Source organism: Phytohabitans kaempferiae, assembly GCF_042433955.1.
Lineage (GTDB): Bacteria > Actinomycetota > Actinomycetes > Mycobacteriales > Micromonosporaceae > Phytohabitans > Phytohabitans kaempferiae.
In genome coordinates, this window is the sequence record NZ_JBHLUH010000049.1 from 68,666 (window position 1) to 84,135 (window position 15,470).

The following is a 15,470-nucleotide window of genomic DNA, read 5'->3' on the forward strand; positions in this document are numbered from 1 at the left end:
TTCGGGCCGTACCTCCTGGAGGTGCACCGCTCCGAGTCGCGGCGTCGCGCCGAAGGGCTCGTGGTGGAGGATGCCCTCCAGTGCGGCACCTGCCGTCCGCGCCCCCAGCCCGTACCCATGCCCGAGCTGGACTGATTCACCGCTCAAGCAGGCCCGGTGATGAGACGTGCCTGACCTGACGATGCCTGTCGTTGCCGTTTCGGGCTACGGTGACCAGCATGAGCGACTTCGATGTCGTGCTGGAGCGGCTGGTCACCGACCAGGCGTTCGCGGCGGCGCTGGCGGCTGACCCGGCCGCGGCGCTGGCAGGCTACCAGCTCGAGCCGGACGAGATCGAGCTGCTGCACAGCCAGGTGGGCGGCGACGCGGGCGGGCAGCGCGCGGTCGAGGTGCGCACCAACCAGTCGAGCCTCTTCGGCATGCTCTCGCCGCTGGTCGGCATCGCGGGCGCGCTGCCGGGCATCGCCGACAACCTGTCCGGCGGAGGCGGCACGCCCGTCACCGGGAGCGGTGCCGCCGCGAGTGGGGCTGGCACCGGCGGCAGCGGTGGCGGCCTTCCGGCGGACGCGGGCGTCGGCAGCCAGATCCCCCAGCCGGTCGAGGGCTTCGGACCGCGCCAGGGCGTCCCCGATCAGTCCGGCTTCGAGGGACACAGCGGCCGGTCCGGCTTCGAGGGACACGCCGGCCAGTCCGCGTTCGGGTCGCATCAGGGCGTGCCCGGCCAGTCCGGCTTCGGGGGGCGCGTCGGCCAGGAGGGCTTCGGGCCGCGCGAGGGCGTGGGCGGGCCGCCCGGCTTCGGGCCGCGGGAAGGGCTTCCGGGACAGGCCGGTTTCGGGGCGGCGCCAGGCGCTGGAGGCCACGCGGGCTTCGGGCCGGCGGGCACAGACGGCTTCGGGACGGCGCCAGGTGCACCAGGTGCGGCGGGACCGCCAGGCGCGGCGTCAGGCCCACCGGGAGCGCCAGGTGCGCCGGGAGCAGCGCCCGCTTCGCCGGGAGAGCCAGGTGCGGCGCCAGGCGCCTGGGGAGCGCCGGACGGCGCCGGGATCGGCGTGCCGCCGGGCACATCGGGCAGTGCCGGCTTCGGGGCGGTGCCCAGCGTGCCGGGGCAAGGTGGCCTCGGGCCTGCCGGGGGAGGCGCACTGCCGGCTGAGGGAGGCGCACTGCCGGGCGGGGGATGGCCGCCGGCGCAGGGGGCCGGGCCGGTGGGTCAGCTGTTTCCGGGCGGGCTGCACCAGGGCGGTGGCCTCGGCGGCTTCGGTGACCAGATCGGTGACGCGCCCACGCCGGGCGGTGCGCTGGTCGAGCCGCCAGGCGGTACCCAGGCAGGCTCACCAGGCTGGACGCACGCCGCGCCGCCCGGTGGCGCCTCTGTCCAGGGGCCTGGTGGCGACCATCCGATTCCCGAGGGGTACCACGCGGGCCTCGACCTCGACGGCGACGGCCGCGACGACGAGCACATCCTGCGCGGCCGGGCCGACGGTGGGGTGGACATCCTGGTCGACCGCGACGGCGACGGGCGGGTCGACATCATCGGCCACGACCTCGACGGCGATGGGCATGTGGAGTCCGCCGACTACGACAAGGACGGCGACGGGCACTTCGAGCGCACTCGGTACGACGACGACGGCGACGGTTGGCTGGACCGCACGGTCGTCAACGAGGCACCAGAGGCCGCCGAGGCCGGGCCGGGCGACGAGAAAACGCCGGGCGACGAGAAAACGCCGGGCGAGGGAGGAGCGCCGGGTGACGGAAAAGCGGAGGGCGCAGTCGACTTGGCATCGATAGCTCGGCATCTTCGCATGTATTGATGGTCATCCGGCGATGGTCACCTACCGCCCACCGCGTTGGCCCTAGCGCGGATGCCACCTCTCCCACCACGATGGGGCATGGGAGGTGGGTCGCATGGTCGCCATAGCCACCGACCGGCTGACAAAGGTGTTTCCTGACGGCACCGTCGCGGTCGACGAGGTGACCATCGAGGCTGCGTCCGGTGAGTTCCTGGTGCTGCTCGGGCCGACCGGCTGCGGCAAGTCCACGCTCCTCCGCCTCGTCGCCGGGCTGGAGGAGGAGACCCGCGGCCACGTGCTGATCGATGGCGAGGTGGTCGACCGCCTCACCGCCAAGCAGCGGCAGGTGGCGATGGTGTTCCAGGACTACGCGCTCTATCCACACCTGACGGTCGCGCAAAACATCGGCTTCCCGCTGCGCGCCGGCCACCAGGCATCCACTCCGACCGAGGTGCGGGTCGCCGAGGTGGCCGAGCACCTCGGCGTGACCGACCTGCTCCACCGCCTGCCCGGTCACCTCTCCGGCGGCCAGCGGCAGCGTGTGGCGATGGCGCGGGCGATCGTGCGCGAGCCGCGGGCGTTCCTGCTCGACGAGCCACTGTCCAATCTCGACGCTGGCCTGCGGGCGGAGCTCCGTGCCGACGTGGCCGCGCTCGCCCGCCGCCTCGGGGTCACCACGCTCTACGTCACGCACGACCAGACCGAGGCGATGACGATGGCCGACCGCGTGGCGGTGCTGCGCCGCGGCGTGCTCCAGCAGGTCGGCCCGCCCGCCGAGGTGTACGGCGACCCGGCCACGCTCTTCGTCGCCGCGTTCATCGGCACGCCCCGCACCAACCTGCTCCAGGGGGCCATCTACATCGAGCCCGAGCGTACGGTCGTCGACCTCGGCTCGCAGTTGCTGGAGCTGCCGCCCAACGAGGCGCTCGCCCGCCACCACAACGACCGGGTGACCGTGGCCATGCGCGCCGACGCGCTGCGGCCCGTGCCCGACGGCGCGGGCGAGGGGCCGGTGCTGCGCGGGTCGGTGCGGCTGGTGGAAAACCTCGGCCACGAGGCGCTCGTGCACCTCGACACCGGCATCGTGCCCACGTCGGTCGCCGAGTCGCAGCTCGAGTACCCCGACACCGGCCAGCACCTCGCCGACGTGATCGCCGAGGATCCACCGGTGGGCAGCCCTTTCCGGCAGGCGCTGGCCCGCATGATGCCGCACTCCCGGCAGGAGGCGCTTCCGGCGACCGCCCGCACGGAGTACGGCTTCTATCCGGTCTACGACGCCGAGCTGGAGGATCAGCCGCCGCTGGGGGACGTGGTGGTGCGCGTGCCCGCCCCGATCCTGCCCCGGCGGGGAGAGCCGATGACGGTGCGGATCGACCTCGACAAGCTGCTCCTCTTCGACCGAGGCGGCAACCGCATCCGCATCGCCTGACCACCGCGCCGCACCACCACCAGACCCGCGACCACAGCCGACGAGGAGCGGTGAGACAGCCGCCCGCCGGAAGAAAAAGCGACCCCCAGACACCACAGCCTCTTTACAAAAACTGTTAAGAGTCTTAATAATTGGCCATCCTTCGATGGGAGGCCGCAGTGAAGCGCACCCGTACCCTCATCTCCGCCCTGGCCGCCGGCGTGCTCGCCGCAACCGCCGCGCTCTGGCTGGCGCCGGCGGCGTCCGCGGCCACGCCGACGGCGGTGTTCACGAAGACGTCGGACTGGGGTTCCGGCTGGGAGGGCAAGTACACGATCACGAATGGCGGTTCGACGACGATCACGTCGTGGACGGTGGTCTTCGACCTGCCCGCCGGTACGTCTGTTGGCACGTACTGGGACGCGTTGATGACCTCGTCCGGCCAGCGGTACACGTTCACGAACCGTTCGTGGAACGGCACGCTGGCGCCCGGCGCGAGCACGTCCTTCGGCTTCCTCGGCAGTGGCTCGGGGTCGCCGTTGAACTGCAGGCTCAACGGCCAGGCCTGCGGTGGTGGCACCACACCGACGACCGCGCCGCCGACCACGCGTCCGCCGACGACGGCACCGCCGACGACGGCACCGCCCACGACCGCGCCGCCCACCACGCGTCCTCCGACGACCGCGCCGCCCACCAGCCCGCCGCCCAACACCGGGCTGCCCAAGCGGGCGCTGATCGGCTACCTGCACGCCAGCTTCGCCAACGGCTCCGGCTACCTGCGGATGGCCGACGTGCCCGCCGATTGGGACATCATCAACCTGGCCTTCGGCGAGCCCACCTCGGTCACCTCCGGTGACATCCGCTTCCAGCTCTGCCCGGCCACCGAGTGCCCCGGCGTGGAGAGCGAGGCGGAGTTCATCGCGGCGATCCGCGCCAAGCAGTCGCAGGGCAAGAAGGTGCTCATCTCGATCGGCGGCCAGAACGGCCAGGTCCAGCTAACCACCACGGCCGCGCGGGACGCGTTCGTGCGCTCGGTGAGCGCGATCATCGACCGGTACGGCCTCAACGGGCTCGACATCGACTTCGAGGGTCACTCGCTGTCGCTCAACACCGGCGACACAGACTTCCGCAACCCGACCACCCCGGTGATCGTCAACCTCATCTCCGCGATCCGCACGCTCAAGCAGCGGTACGGCTCGAACTTCATCCTCACCATGGCGCCGGAGACGTTCTTCGTGCAGCTCGGCTACCAGTACTACGGCTCGGGGCCGTGGGGCGGGCAGGACCCGCGCGCCGGCTCGTACCTGCCGGTGATCCACGCGCTGCGCAACGACATCACCGTGCTGCACGTGCAGGACTACAACTCCGGGCCGATCATGGGGCTGGACAACCAGTACCACACGATGGGCGGCGCGGACTTCCACATCGCGATGACCGACATGCTGCTCGCCGGCTTCCCGGTCGCGGGCAACACCGCCAACGTCTTCCCGCCCCTGCGCGAGGACCAGGTCGCGTTCGGCACGCCCGCGGCCACCAGCGCAGGCAACGGCTACGTGGCGCCGGCGGGCGTGCAGCAGGCGGTCAACTGCCTGGTGCGTGGGCAGAGCTGCGGCTCGTACACCCCGCGCAGCGGCACCAATCCCAACTTCCGGGGCCTGATGACCTGGTCGATCAACTGGGACCGCTACTACGGCTGGGAGTTCCGCAACAGCCACCGGCCATTCCTGAACTCCCTGCCTTAGATCCACTACAACAGACAGATCTGGGCTACCGCGATGCCCGCCGTGGTCCAGACCGTCGCTCCCGCGGCCTCACTCTCCGTGTGACCTGGAGGGTGAGGCCGCGCCCGTACGGAACCCCGCCGCCTCCGGCGGGACATCGGAGACAAACTAGGCGGCCGTCGCCAGGCGGGCGAGCGAGGCGTCCAGCGCGTCACCGTACGCGCGGTCGATCGAGCCCTCCAGCACGCGCTGGGTGACCTTGGTGCGGAGATCGGCCACCGGCTGGGTGAGATCCACCGGCCCGGAGGTCAGCTTCGACTCCAGGTTGTGCACGAGGTTGTCGAGGTCCTGGCCGGCGTCTTTGCGGATCGCCCCCTCGGCGACGCCCGCGTCGATGAGGCGGTCGATCTCCGCGATCACCGCGCGCACCGAGGGCGGGCCGGTGGGCGACACCGGTGGCGACGACGGCGCCGGCGGTGGGATCGGCTGGGCCTCCGTCGAGGGCGTGGGCACGGAGGTCGGTGGCGGTGGCGTGGTGGCGGGCCCCAGGTCCGTCGTGGGCGCGCCGGTCTGCGGCGGCGTCGAGCCGCTGTTGAGCGACATCCCCAGGAGTACGGCGGCCGCGAGCGCCACCACCGACGCCGCCGCCCCGACCGCGATCCTGGTGCGGCGGGAGCGCCGGGGCGGCCGGTGGGACGGCGCCCGCTCGGGGGCGGCCTCGGCCGGGAGCTTGACCGGCGGATCAGGCGTGGCCGGCGGGCTCGTCACCGTGGGCAGCGTGACCGTCGGTGAGAGCATCGTGGCGGCCTGTGGGTCGGCCGGGAGCAACTGGTCGCGCAGCACCTCGCCGACCTGCCGCGCGGTGGGCCGGTCGCGCGGGTTGCGAGCCAGGCAGCGGAAGCAGATGTCGGCGACCGCTGCCGGCAGCCCGGGCACGCCGACCAGCCGGGGCACCTCCGGATCCTCCAGCGCCCGGGTGAGGTCTTCCCAGGTGTCGGCCGGGTACGGCGGATGCCCGGTCAGCGTCTCGAAGAGCAGCACGCCGAGGCAGTACGTGTCGGTGGCCGGCTGCGCGGGCGTGCCGTCCAGCCGCTCGGGCGCCACGTACGCCGGTGTGCCGAACGTGTCGCCCTCCTCGTCTTCGTCGGGCGCGCCGACGTGCGTGGCGATGCCGAAGTCGAGCACCTTGGCGCCGACCGAGGTCATCATGATGTTGGCCGGTGTGACGTCACGGTGCACGATGCCGAGCCGGTGGGCGGCGGCGAGTGCCTCGGCCACCTGCGCGCAGGTCTCGACCGCCTCCGCCCACGGCAGCGGCCCCTCGGTCAGCCGCGCCTCCAGCTCCTCGCCGGCGAGCAGCTCCATCACCACGAACGCGGTGACCGTGCCGTCCGGCGCGATCTCCTCGCCATAGTCGTGCACCGAGGTCACGTGGGGGTGCACGAGCTGGGCGGCGGCGCGCGCCTCCTCCCGCACCATGTCGCGAAACTTCGCGTCGGCGGCGAGTGACGGCGCGAGCACCTTCACCGCGACGACCCGGTCGAGCACCTCGTCGCGGGCGCGCCAGATGACCGACATGCCGCCCGCGCCGATGTTGTCGATCAGGCGGTAGCGCCGGGCGAGCAAGCCACCCGGCTGCAGGGGTGCCGTCATCTGCGGCGTTGCCATCGTTTCGCACCTGCCTCAGGGTGGGAAGGTCGTATCAGGCTCTTTGAATCCGGACGCCCTGTCAACGGGCGGGTCGGACACTCCTGACCGTTATCAGGTGGTGTCGTCCCGCGCCCGCGAGGCGTACCCCGCCCGCCCGTGCCAACATGAACGACATGGTCAGCGGCCCAGTGGCGTTCGTGCTCGGCGGCGGCGGCGTGTTGGGCGCCGTCGAGGTCGGCATGCTCCGCGCCCTCTTCCGGGCCGGGATCCGCCCCGATCTCGTGCTCGGCACCTCCATCGGCGCGGTCAACGGTGCCCTCGTGGCGGCCGAACCCACCGAGTCGGTCACCGACCGTCTCGTCCGGCTGTGGGCTTCCCCCGAGGCGAGCGAGGTGTACGGCGACTCGGTCGCCCGCCAGTTGCGCCGCTTCGCCGCCCGTACCCACCTGCACTCGCCCCGCCCGCTGCGCCGGCTGCTGGAGCGGGAGCTGGGCGAGGGAGCCCGGTTCGAGGAGCTGAAGGTGCCGTTCCGGTGCTGCGCGGCGAGCATCGAGCGGGCGGCCGAGCACTGGTTCGAGAGCGGGCCGGTGGTCGACGCGGTGTTGGCCTCGGCGTCCGTACCCGGGCTGCTCCCGCCCGCCGAGATCAACGGTGAGCACTTCGTCGACGGCGGCATCGTCAACTCGATCCCGGTCGGCGAGGCGGTGTCGGCGGGGTCCAAGCAGGTCTTCGTGCTTCAGGTGGGGCGGATCGAGCGGCCGCTCAGCCCGCCGCGCCGGCCCTGGGAGGTGGCCCAGGTGGCGTTCGAGATCGCTCGGCGGCACCGGTTCGCCCGGGAGATGGCCGCGCTGCCCGACGACGTCGACGTGCACGTGCTGCCCACCGGGGGCGGCGAGCCGCGTGACGACACCCCGTGGGCCTACCGGGACATGGCCGCGGTGGGGCGCCGGATCAGCCGGGCGTACACGGCCTCCCGCCGCTACCTCCAGTCTTATGTGGACGGCGCCTGATGCCGCTGCCACCCCGATGGCTGCGCCGGATCGTCCTCGGACCGCTGGTGGTGGCGCTCGCCGTCGTCGCGGTCACGACGATTCCGGTGTGGCTGCTGCTCGCCGCCGCCGCTTCGCCACTCATACGCGGGCGGCTGCGCCTGCTCCGTCTCTTGTGGATCGGCGTGGTCTACCTCGTGTGGGACGCCGCCGCGCTGGTGACGCTCTTCGTGCTGTGGGTCGCCTCTGGATTCGGCTGGAAGGTGCGCTCGCCAGCCTTCCAGCGGGCGCACTACGTGCTGACCGGCTACTTCCTCCGGGCGCTCTTCTGGCAGGGGAGGTGGGCACTGCGGGTGAGCATCGACGTGGTCGGCACCGACCCGGACACCGCCGCGCCGGGGCGGCCCGAGGTGGTGCTCTGCCGGCACGCCGGTCCCGGCGACTCGTTCATCCTCATCCAGGCGCTCGTCAACTGGTACGACCGGGAGCCGCGGATCGTCCTGAAGCACACGCTCCAGTGGGACCCGGCCATCGACGTGATGCTCAACCGGCTGCCCAACCGCTTCATCGCGCCGGGCCGTACGCCGGGCGACTCGATCGAGAAGCAGATCGGCAACCTCGCCACCGGCCTGGACGACAACGACGCGCTGGTGATCTTCCCGGAGGGCGGCAACTTCACGCCCCGCCGCCGCATCCGGGCGATCGAGCGGCTGCGCGCCCGCGGGCACGTGGAGATGGCGGCGCGTGCCGAGCGTATGCGAAACGTTCTCGCGCCACAGCCCGGCGGCATGCTCGCCGCGCTCGACGCGGCACCGGACGCCGGCGTGATTTTCGTGGCGCACACCGGGCTCGACCGGATGCTGACCGTAGTCGATGTATGGCGCGAGCTGCCGATGGACAAACGCCTGGTCATGCGCTTCTGGTCAGTGCCGCCGGAGGAGGTGCCGAAAGATCGCGAAGAGCGCATCGCGTGGCTGTACGACTGGTGGGCCAGGGTCGACAAGTGGATTGAAACATACCGCGTTTAACACACAACGCGTATGGTGTCCGCCCGTGGAGCAGATCAGTCTGGTAACGACGGTCGTGGATGCCCGCTCGGTGGCCGACGTCCTCGCAGCATCGGCCGTCGCCGGGCGCCTGGCCGCCTCCGCTCAGGTCGGCGGCCCCGTGGACAGCACGTACTGGTGGGACGGCCGCGTGGAGACCGCGCAGGAGTGGTCGGTCGTCTTCAAGACGTCATCCGATCGTGTCGACGCGCTCGTGGACCACGTGCGTGTCGCCCATCCGTATGACGTACCCGAGATCCTCGTGACGTCGGTGGGCAGCGGCAATCCCGCCCACCACGCGTGGGTACACGAGCAGACCCGCCAATGACCGACAAACCCAACCCTTAAGGGTAGAGCTACCCCTACCTCACTTACGGGGGTTCCCAGGGTTTCAGCGCGCCGCTACATTGCGGAGACTTGTCCTACACGGCGCCTCGCTGACCGATCGGGGCGGAGAGCCCTACGCGGTTAGGAGAGCGCATGTCGGTAAGTGCGTTGGCGGAGCCTGCCCGAAAACGAGGCAGCGACTACGCGCAGTTGTCGAAGCGGATCAACGCGGCAGGTCTCATGACCCGCCGGCCGGGCTGGTACGCGGCGAAGATCGCGTTCACCGCCGCGCTGTTCATCGGGGGATGGGTGGCCTTCTTCGCGGTGGGCGACTCATGGTGGCAGGCGCTGGTGGCCGTGGGGCTCGCCGTGGCCACCACGCAGGTGGCGTTCCTCGGCCACGACGCCGGGCACCGCCAGATGTTCCGCACGCGGCGTCCGAGCGAGGTGACCGGGCTCATCGCGGGCAACCTGGCGACCGGCCTGAGCTACGGCTGGTGGATGGACAAGCACACGCGCCACCACGCCAATCCCAACCACGAGGACGAAGATCCCGACGTGGGCGCCGGCGCTCTGGTGTGGACACACGAGCAGGCGTTGGCGCGGCGCGGGTTCGGCCGGTGGTTCGCCCGGTGGCAGGCCTACCTGTTCTTCCCGCTGCTCACGCTCGAAGGGCTCAACCTGCACTACGGGAGCTTCCGCGCGCTGAAGGGGACGCCGATGCGGCACCGGCGGCTCGAGGCCGTGCTGCTGGTGATCCACCTGGTCGCCTACCTCGGTGCGCTCTTCGCCGTCCTCTCGCCCGGCAAGGCGCTGGTCTTCATCGCCATCCACCAGGGGCTGTGGGGCGTCTACATGGGATGCTCGTTCGCCCCCAACCACAAGGGCATGCCGGTGCTCACCGCCGAAGATGATCTCGACTACCTGCGCAAGCAGGTGCTGACCTCGCGCAACGTGCGGGGCGGGCGGATCGTCGACTTCGCGCTCGGCGGGCTCAACTACCAGATCGAGCACCACCTCTTCCCGAGCATGCCCCGGGCGAACCTCCGCAAGGCGCAGCCGATCGTCCGGGAGTACTGCCGGGAGCAGGGCGTCGCATACGAGGAGACCGGCCTGCTCGACTCGTACGGCCAGGCGCTGAGGCACCTCCACGAGGCGGGCAATCCGCCCCGCTGAGCCTGCTCTTCCACGGCGCGCGGCGGCCAGCCGTGCGGCAGGATGGAGGCCATGTCGCACGACCACCCGCACGACCACGGTCACGATCATCGTGGCTGGTGGCGGCGGGTGGTCCACGTGGTGCGGCCACACTCGCACGACACCGCCGACCACGTCGACAGCGCGATGGAGAGCAGCCGCGAGGGCACGCGGGCGGTCTGGATCTCGCTCGCCGTCCTCGGCGTCACCGCGCTGCTCCAGGCGGCCGTGGTGGCCGTGTCCGGCTCGGTCGCCCTGCTCGGCGACACGCTGCACAACCTCGCCGACGCGCTGACCGCGGTGCCGCTGGCCATCGCGTTCGCGCTGGGGCGGCGGGCGCCAACCCGGCGGTACACGTACGGTTTCGGGCGGGCCGAAGACCTCGCCGGCGTCGTGATCGTCGTGGTCATCGCGGCGTCCGCGGTGGTCGCGGGAGTCGAGGCGGTACGCCGGCTGCTCGCCCCCGCCGACGTCCACCACCTGCCGGCGGTGGCGCTGGCCGGCCTGCTCGGCTTCGCCGGCAACGAGATCGTCGCGCGCTACCGGATCCGGGTCGGCCGGCGGATCGGCTCGGCCGCGTTGGTCGCCGACGGGCTGCACGCCCGCACCGACGGCTTCACCTCGCTCGGCGTACTGGCCAGCGCGGGCGGCCTCGCGCTCGGCTGGCGCTGGGCCGACCCGGTCGTCGGCCTGGCGATCACCGCGGCCATCCTCGTCGTGCTCGCCGGCGCGGCCCGTCAGGTGTACCGCCGGCTGATGGACGCGGTGGACCCCGAGCTGGTCGACGCGGCCGAGCACGCGCTGGAGCACACCGCGGGCGTGCGGGCCGTGGGCGCCGTACGCGTGCGCTGGATCGGCCACCGCCTGCGCGCCGAGTGCGACATCGTCGTCGACCCCACGCTCACCGTCGTGCAGGCGCACGCGGTCGCGGTGGAGGCGGAGCACAGCCTGCTGCACGCCGTACCAAGGCTGGGGTCGGCGATCGTGCACGCGGACCCGCAGCCCGTAGCGGGCACCGACCACCACGAAGCGGTGGCGCATCACCGGAGGGAGTTGTCATGACGCTGGCCGAGTTGCCGGCCTGGAGCGGCGACGAGACCGAGATCACGCGGACCGTCGAGCTGCCCGGTTTCATGGACGCGATCGCGGTCGTCGACCGGGTCGCGGTGGTCGCGGAGGAGATGAATCACCATCCGGATATCGACATCCGGTGGCGGACGCTGACATTTCGGTGCAGCACGCATACGGCCGGGAAGGTCACCGAGCGCGACTACGAGCTGGCGAGCCGGATCGACGAAATCGTCGCAAACCAGTCCTGACCTGCCCGCATCGCCGGCAGCGGATCGCGGCGGACGGTGGCGATCGGGCAGGATGGCGGCGTGAGGTTCGAAGTCAGCAAAGTGCTCGACGCCATCGAGCAGCGCCTCACCACCGATCCCGTGCTGGCCCGGGCCGTGGTCGATCTCGCCGAGGTCGTGCGCTACGCCGACCTCGACGGCGGCCGCCCGGCCAGCCTGCTGCGCCTGGGGCTGGTGGTCGACGCGCTCGCCACTCAGCTCGCCGAGGACAACGCGGCCGTCTACGCGGTGGTGCACCGCGGCCTGCTCTCCGACGCCGACCTGACCTCCAACGAGCGGATGGTCGTGCGCCGGTGGGCCGACGACGGCCTGGTCGAGGTGCTGCCCACGGTGGGCGACCGCGTGCTGGAGGTCGCCGACCTGCTGGGGCTGCCGGTGCTGAGCCGGCTGCGGTTCGAGGGCGTCCGAGAGCGATACGGCTGGCTGGCCGGCCAGGCGGGTCGCCTGATGGCCCCGGTGCCCGGCAAGACCGGCGCCGCGCTGGTCGCCCAGGTCGGTGGCGGTGCGGCGCCGGCGATCGGCGCGCCCGACCCGGTCGGTGCCAAGGTGCTCGCGAGGCTGTGGCGGTGCCCGGAGTCCAACTGCGCAAACTTCGGCGGGGGCGGCGGTGCTTTCGCCGACCTCGCGCCCGCGCGGCGCACCGGCGGCCAGCCTCCGCCGACGCTGCACACCGGCACGCCCACCTGCCCCCGGCACGGGGCGCCGCTGACCGACGTCGGGGCGAGGCCGCCCGCGGAGGCGCTGGCCGTGCGGGTCGGTGGTGTGATCCGCCGCCGGTTCGTGGTGGCCGACGGCGACCCGGTGGTGGTCGGGCGCGCGCCGGAAAAAGGCGGCATCATGCTCGGCCAGTGGCTCAGCGACGAGGCGCGGCGGTGGATCAGCCGCAGCCACGTGCGCTTCGAGATGCGCGGCGCCGAGGTCATGGCCCAGGACGTGAGCACCAACGGCACCGGCGTGCGCCCGGGCGGCTCGATGGACGAGGCCGAGCGCATGATCCTCAAGCGGCAGAGCCGCGTGCTGGCGCCGGGCGACCTGATCGAGCTCTACCCGGGCGTGCACGTGGGCAAGGCGCGCACGCTCACCTCGGCGGTGCCGCTGAGCGCGGTCTCGGTGATGGCCGAGGCCCCCACGCTGTCGATGCGCATCCTCGACCGCTGAGGGCGCGGCCCGCACGGCCCGCGCCCTCGACGTCGCCCTGGGGGCCCGCAACGGCCCGCGCCCAAGGCTGGCGGCTCGCGCCGCGCGGCCCCAGGAGCCCGGACGCGCCTACAGGATCGCGGCCAGTTGCTCGACCGCCCAGCCCAGCTCGCTCTCCTCGACCACCAGCGGCGGGGCCAGGCGGATGGTCGAGCCGTGCGTGTCCTTGGCCAGCACACCGCGCTCGGCCAGCCGTTCGCACGCCGTCCGGCCGGTCATCAGCGCCGGGTCGATGTCGACGCCGGCCCACAGCCCCCGGCCGCGCACCGCGAGCAGGCCGTGCCCGACCAGCGCGCCCAGGTCGGCGTGCAGGCGGGCGCCGAGCTCGGCCGAGCGGCGCTGGTACTCACCGGTCTTCAGCAGGCCCACCACCTCGGTGGCGACCGTGCAGGCCAGCGGGTTGCCGCCGAAGGTCGAGCCGTGCTCGCCGGGGCGGAGCACGCCCAGCACCTCCTTGTCGGCGGCCACCGCGGAGACCGGCACGATGCCGCCGCCCAGGGCCTTGCCGAGCACGTACATGTCGGGGACCACGCCCTCGTGGTCGCAGGCGAACGTCGTGCCGGTGCGCCCCAGCCCCGACTGGATCTCGTCGGCGACGAACAGGACGTTCTGCTCCGTGCAGAGCGCGCGCACGCCGGGCAGGTAGCCCTCCGGCGGCACGATCACGCCCTGCTCGCCCTGGATCGGCTCGAGCAGCACGGCGACGGTCGTCTCGTCGACCGCGGCGGTGAGCGCGTCGAGGTCGCCGTACGGCACGACCTTGAAGCCCGGCGTGTACGGCCCGAAGTCGGCCCGCGCGTCGGGATCGGTGGAGAAGCTCACGATCGTGGTCGTACGCCCGTGGAAGTTGCCCTCGGCGACGACGATCGTGGCCTTGTCGTGGGGCACTCCCTTGACCTTGTACCCCCACTTGCGAGCCACCTTGATCGCGGTCTCGACGGCCTCGGCGCCGGTGTTCATCGGCAGCACGAGGTCTTTGCCGCACAGCTCGGCCAGCTCCCGGCAGAACGTGGCGAACTGGTCGTGCACGAAGGCCCGGCTGGTCAGCGTGAGCCGGTCGAGCTGGGCGTGCGCGGCGGCGATCAGCGCGGGGTGGCGGTGCCCGAAGTTGAGCGCGGAGTAGCCGGCGAGGCAGTCGAGGTAGCGCTTGCCGTCGATGTCGGTGACCCACGCGCCCTCGGCGGAGGAGATCACCACCGGCAGGGGGTGGTAGTTGTGCGCCGTCCACCGCTCGGCGTCAGCCACCGCGGCGGGCGTGCGTACAAGATCATCCACGATCACGACCGTACCTCCAGCGTGCAGCACTTCGGGCCGCCTCCAGCTTTGCGCAGCTCCGACAAATCAACACCAATTGTCTCGTATCCGCGGTCGCGCAGCGCGGCCGCCAAGCCGGTGGCCTGCACCGGGAGTACGACGTGCCGCCCGTCGCTGACCGCGTTGAGCCCCAGCACCTCGGCGTCGGCGGGCGTGGCGAGGACCGCGTCCGGGAAGAGTCGCCGCAGCGCCGCCTGGCTGCCGGGGGAGAAGGCCGCCGGCAGGTACGCCACCGTGCGCTCGTCCAGCACGCAGAGCGCGGTGTCCAGGTGGTAGAAGCGCGGGTCGACGAGCTGGAGCGTGACCGTGGGACGGCCGAAGATCTCCTGCGCCCGGCCGTGGGCGGCGGTGGTGGTGCGGAAGCCGGTGCCGGCCAGCAGCAGGTCGCCGGCGAGCAGCAGGTCGCCCTCGCCCTCGTTGACGTGCTTGGCCTCGTGCACCTCGAAGCCGGCCCGGGCGAACCAGTGCGCGTACGCCGGCGCCTCGTCGGCCCGCTGCGGGTCGCGGAACTGCACGGCCAGCACCCTGCCGTCGACCACGGTGGCGCCGTTGGCCGCGAACACCATGTCGGGCAGCCCGGGGAGCGGGGCGATCTCCTCGACGGTGTGCCCCAGGTCGAGGTAGACGCCGCGCAGCGCCTCCCACTGCCGCACCGCGAGATCGGCGTCGACCGGGGCGCTGGGATCCATCCAGGGATTGATCGCGTACTCCACGGCGAAGTACGTCGGCCGGCACATGAGGTATCGCCGGCTGGTGGCGTCCATCGTCATGGCGTCTAAGCTATGTGCCGCCGAGCATCAGGAACCACCGTCGAATCTTGCTTGTGGTCGCTATCCGTTGCGTGTTTCGGTGCTGTGAGCGGCGAATCATTGCGTACGACGACAGAGGGGGCGACGATCTCTCGCCGCCCCCTCCCGCCGGGAACTGTCAGAACCGGTCGACGGTCTGGGCGTCGAGCCAGTTGCGCAGTTCGCCGACCTTGTCGCTGGCCGTGGAGATCCACGACAGCGACTCGGTCACGACCAGGATGCCGAACACGATCGCGCCGAGGCCGAGCAGCAGCGCCAGCATCGCCTCGGTGCGGCCGGCCACGTGGCGGCGGCCGGTCGCCGAGATGCCGGCGATGGCGAGCAGTGTGGCCAGCGCGCCGGCCGCGATGCCGTAGCCGGCCAGCGTGCCGGTGAGCACGGCGAGCGCGCTCGCGACGGCGACGACCAGGGCGAGCGTCGCCATGACGCTGGACCGCGAGCGCGGTCCACGCGGCTCGGGCACCGGCTCGGGCTCGCGGCGGGTCTCGACCCGCTCCTCGACCCGGTCCACCGGCTTGATCTTCTCGGTGGGCGTCTCGTCCGCGGCCACCGGCCGTTCGCGAACCGCCGTGCGGCCCGCGCCGCGACCGAGAGCACGGCCTTCGGCTTTGCCCTCGGCACGACCCTCAGCCCGGCCTTTGGCGCGGGCTTCGTCTTCTCGCTGCGCCTC

Annotated in this window: 14 protein-coding genes; 10 read left to right on the plus strand and 4 right to left on the minus strand. The window is 72.2% G+C overall.

Going from position 1 to position 15,470, the window contains the following annotated elements:
* Positions 1-218 precede the first annotated feature (218 nt).
* From ACFFIA_RS23570 to ACFFIA_RS23580, 3 genes are all read left to right on the plus strand, one after another.
* Positions 219-1,808, plus strand: a complete 1,590-nt coding sequence (locus ACFFIA_RS23570; protein ID WP_377253809.1) for an Os1348 family NHLP clan protein — start codon at positions 219-221, stop codon at positions 1,806-1,808.
* 94 nt (positions 1,809-1,902) lie between these two features.
* Positions 1,903-3,216: an ABC transporter ATP-binding protein gene (locus ACFFIA_RS23575; protein ID WP_377253811.1), complete on the plus strand. Its 1,314-nt coding sequence runs from the start codon at positions 1,903-1,905 to the stop codon at positions 3,214-3,216.
* Positions 3,217-3,374: 158 nt separating this feature from the next.
* Positions 3,375-4,937 carry a chitinase gene (locus ACFFIA_RS23580; RefSeq protein WP_377253813.1) on the plus strand — a complete coding sequence of 521 codons (1,563 nt, stop codon included), beginning with the start codon at positions 3,375-3,377 and terminating at the stop codon, positions 4,935-4,937.
* A gap of 147 nt (positions 4,938-5,084) precedes the next feature.
* Here the strand turns inward: ACFFIA_RS23580 and ACFFIA_RS23585 are convergent, their stop codons facing one another.
* The gene (locus ACFFIA_RS23585) at positions 5,085-6,584 is read right to left on the minus strand and encodes a serine/threonine-protein kinase (protein ID WP_377253815.1); all 1,500 of its coding nucleotides are present in this window, start codon (positions 6,582-6,584) and stop codon (positions 5,085-5,087) included.
* Positions 6,585-6,739: 155 nt separating this feature from the next.
* Between ACFFIA_RS23585 and ACFFIA_RS23590 the strand changes: the two genes are divergently transcribed.
* From ACFFIA_RS23590 to ACFFIA_RS23620, 7 genes are all read left to right on the plus strand, one after another.
* Positions 6,740-7,576 carry a patatin-like phospholipase family protein gene (locus ACFFIA_RS23590; RefSeq protein WP_377253817.1) on the plus strand — a complete coding sequence of 279 codons (837 nt, stop codon included), beginning with the start codon at positions 6,740-6,742 and terminating at the stop codon, positions 7,574-7,576.
* The gene (locus ACFFIA_RS23595; RefSeq protein ID WP_377253819.1) at positions 7,576-8,583 is read left to right on the plus strand and encodes a 1-acyl-sn-glycerol-3-phosphate acyltransferase; all 1,008 of its coding nucleotides are present in this window, start codon (positions 7,576-7,578) and stop codon (positions 8,581-8,583) included. The genes ACFFIA_RS23590 and ACFFIA_RS23595 overlap by 1 nt, the downstream gene beginning before the upstream one ends.
* Positions 8,584-8,608: 25 nt before the next feature.
* The gene (cutA, locus tag ACFFIA_RS23600; protein WP_377253821.1) at positions 8,609-8,929 is read left to right on the plus strand and encodes a divalent-cation tolerance protein CutA; all 321 of its coding nucleotides are present in this window, start codon (positions 8,609-8,611) and stop codon (positions 8,927-8,929) included.
* Positions 8,930-9,081: 152 nt separating this feature from the next.
* Entirely contained in the window at positions 9,082-10,104 is a 1,023-nt protein-coding gene (locus ACFFIA_RS23605) for a fatty acid desaturase family protein (RefSeq protein WP_377253823.1), read from the plus strand.
* Positions 10,105-10,155: 51 nt separating this feature from the next.
* On the plus strand, positions 10,156-11,184 hold the full coding sequence (locus tag ACFFIA_RS23610; protein ID WP_377253825.1) for a cation diffusion facilitator family transporter: 1,029 nt from the start codon (positions 10,156-10,158) through the stop codon (positions 11,182-11,184).
* Complete coding sequence (locus ACFFIA_RS23615) at positions 11,181-11,441, plus strand: 4a-hydroxytetrahydrobiopterin dehydratase (protein WP_377253827.1); 261 nt, start codon at positions 11,181-11,183, stop codon at positions 11,439-11,441. The genes ACFFIA_RS23610 and ACFFIA_RS23615 overlap by 4 nt, the downstream gene beginning before the upstream one ends.
* A 60-nt stretch (positions 11,442-11,501) precedes the next feature.
* Positions 11,502-12,638, plus strand: coding sequence for an FHA domain-containing protein (locus ACFFIA_RS23620; protein WP_377253829.1), 1,137 nt, complete (start codon positions 11,502-11,504; stop codon positions 12,636-12,638).
* Positions 12,639-12,746: 108 nt separating this feature from the next.
* Here the strand turns inward: ACFFIA_RS23620 and rocD are convergent, their stop codons facing one another.
* From rocD to ACFFIA_RS23635, 3 genes are all read right to left on the minus strand, one after another.
* Entirely contained in the window at positions 12,747-13,955 is a 1,209-nt protein-coding gene (gene rocD / locus ACFFIA_RS23625; RefSeq protein ID WP_377253883.1) for an ornithine--oxo-acid transaminase, read from the minus strand.
* Complete coding sequence (gene ddaH, locus ACFFIA_RS23630) at positions 13,955-14,755, minus strand: dimethylargininase (RefSeq protein WP_377253885.1); 801 nt, start codon at positions 14,753-14,755, stop codon at positions 13,955-13,957. Before ddaH ends, rocD begins: the two co-directional genes overlap by 1 nt.
* Positions 14,756-14,918: 163 nt before the next feature.
* Entirely contained in the window at positions 14,919-15,350 is a 432-nt protein-coding gene (locus ACFFIA_RS23635) for a hypothetical protein (RefSeq protein WP_377253831.1), read from the minus strand.
* Positions 15,351-15,470: the final 120 nt, after the last annotated feature.

What these genes read in the sequence shown, in the direction of transcription:
- ACFFIA_RS23610 (WP_377253825.1), top strand. Translation starts at nt 10,156, where the DNA reads ATGTCGCACGACCACCCGCACGACCACGGTCACGATCATCGTGGCTGG.
- ddaH (WP_377253885.1), bottom strand. Translation starts at nt 14,755, where the DNA reads ATGGACGCCACCAGCCGGCGATACCTCATGTGCCGGCCGACGTACTTC.
- ACFFIA_RS23590 (WP_377253817.1), top strand. Translation starts at nt 6,740, where the DNA reads ATGGTCAGCGGCCCAGTGGCGTTCGTGCTCGGCGGCGGCGGCGTGTTG.
- ACFFIA_RS23570 (WP_377253809.1), top strand. Translation starts at nt 219, where the DNA reads ATGAGCGACTTCGATGTCGTGCTGGAGCGGCTGGTCACCGACCAGGCG.
- ACFFIA_RS23595 (WP_377253819.1), top strand. Translation starts at nt 7,576, where the DNA reads ATGCCGCTGCCACCCCGATGGCTGCGCCGGATCGTCCTCGGACCGCTG.
- ACFFIA_RS23585 (WP_377253815.1), bottom strand. Translation starts at nt 6,584, where the DNA reads ATGGCAACGCCGCAGATGACGGCACCCCTGCAGCCGGGTGGCTTGCTC.
- ACFFIA_RS23575 (WP_377253811.1), top strand. Translation starts at nt 1,903, where the DNA reads ATGGTCGCCATAGCCACCGACCGGCTGACAAAGGTGTTTCCTGACGGC.
- ACFFIA_RS23615 (WP_377253827.1), top strand. Translation starts at nt 11,181, where the DNA reads ATGACGCTGGCCGAGTTGCCGGCCTGGAGCGGCGACGAGACCGAGATC.
- ACFFIA_RS23605 (WP_377253823.1), top strand. Translation starts at nt 9,082, where the DNA reads ATGTCGGTAAGTGCGTTGGCGGAGCCTGCCCGAAAACGAGGCAGCGAC.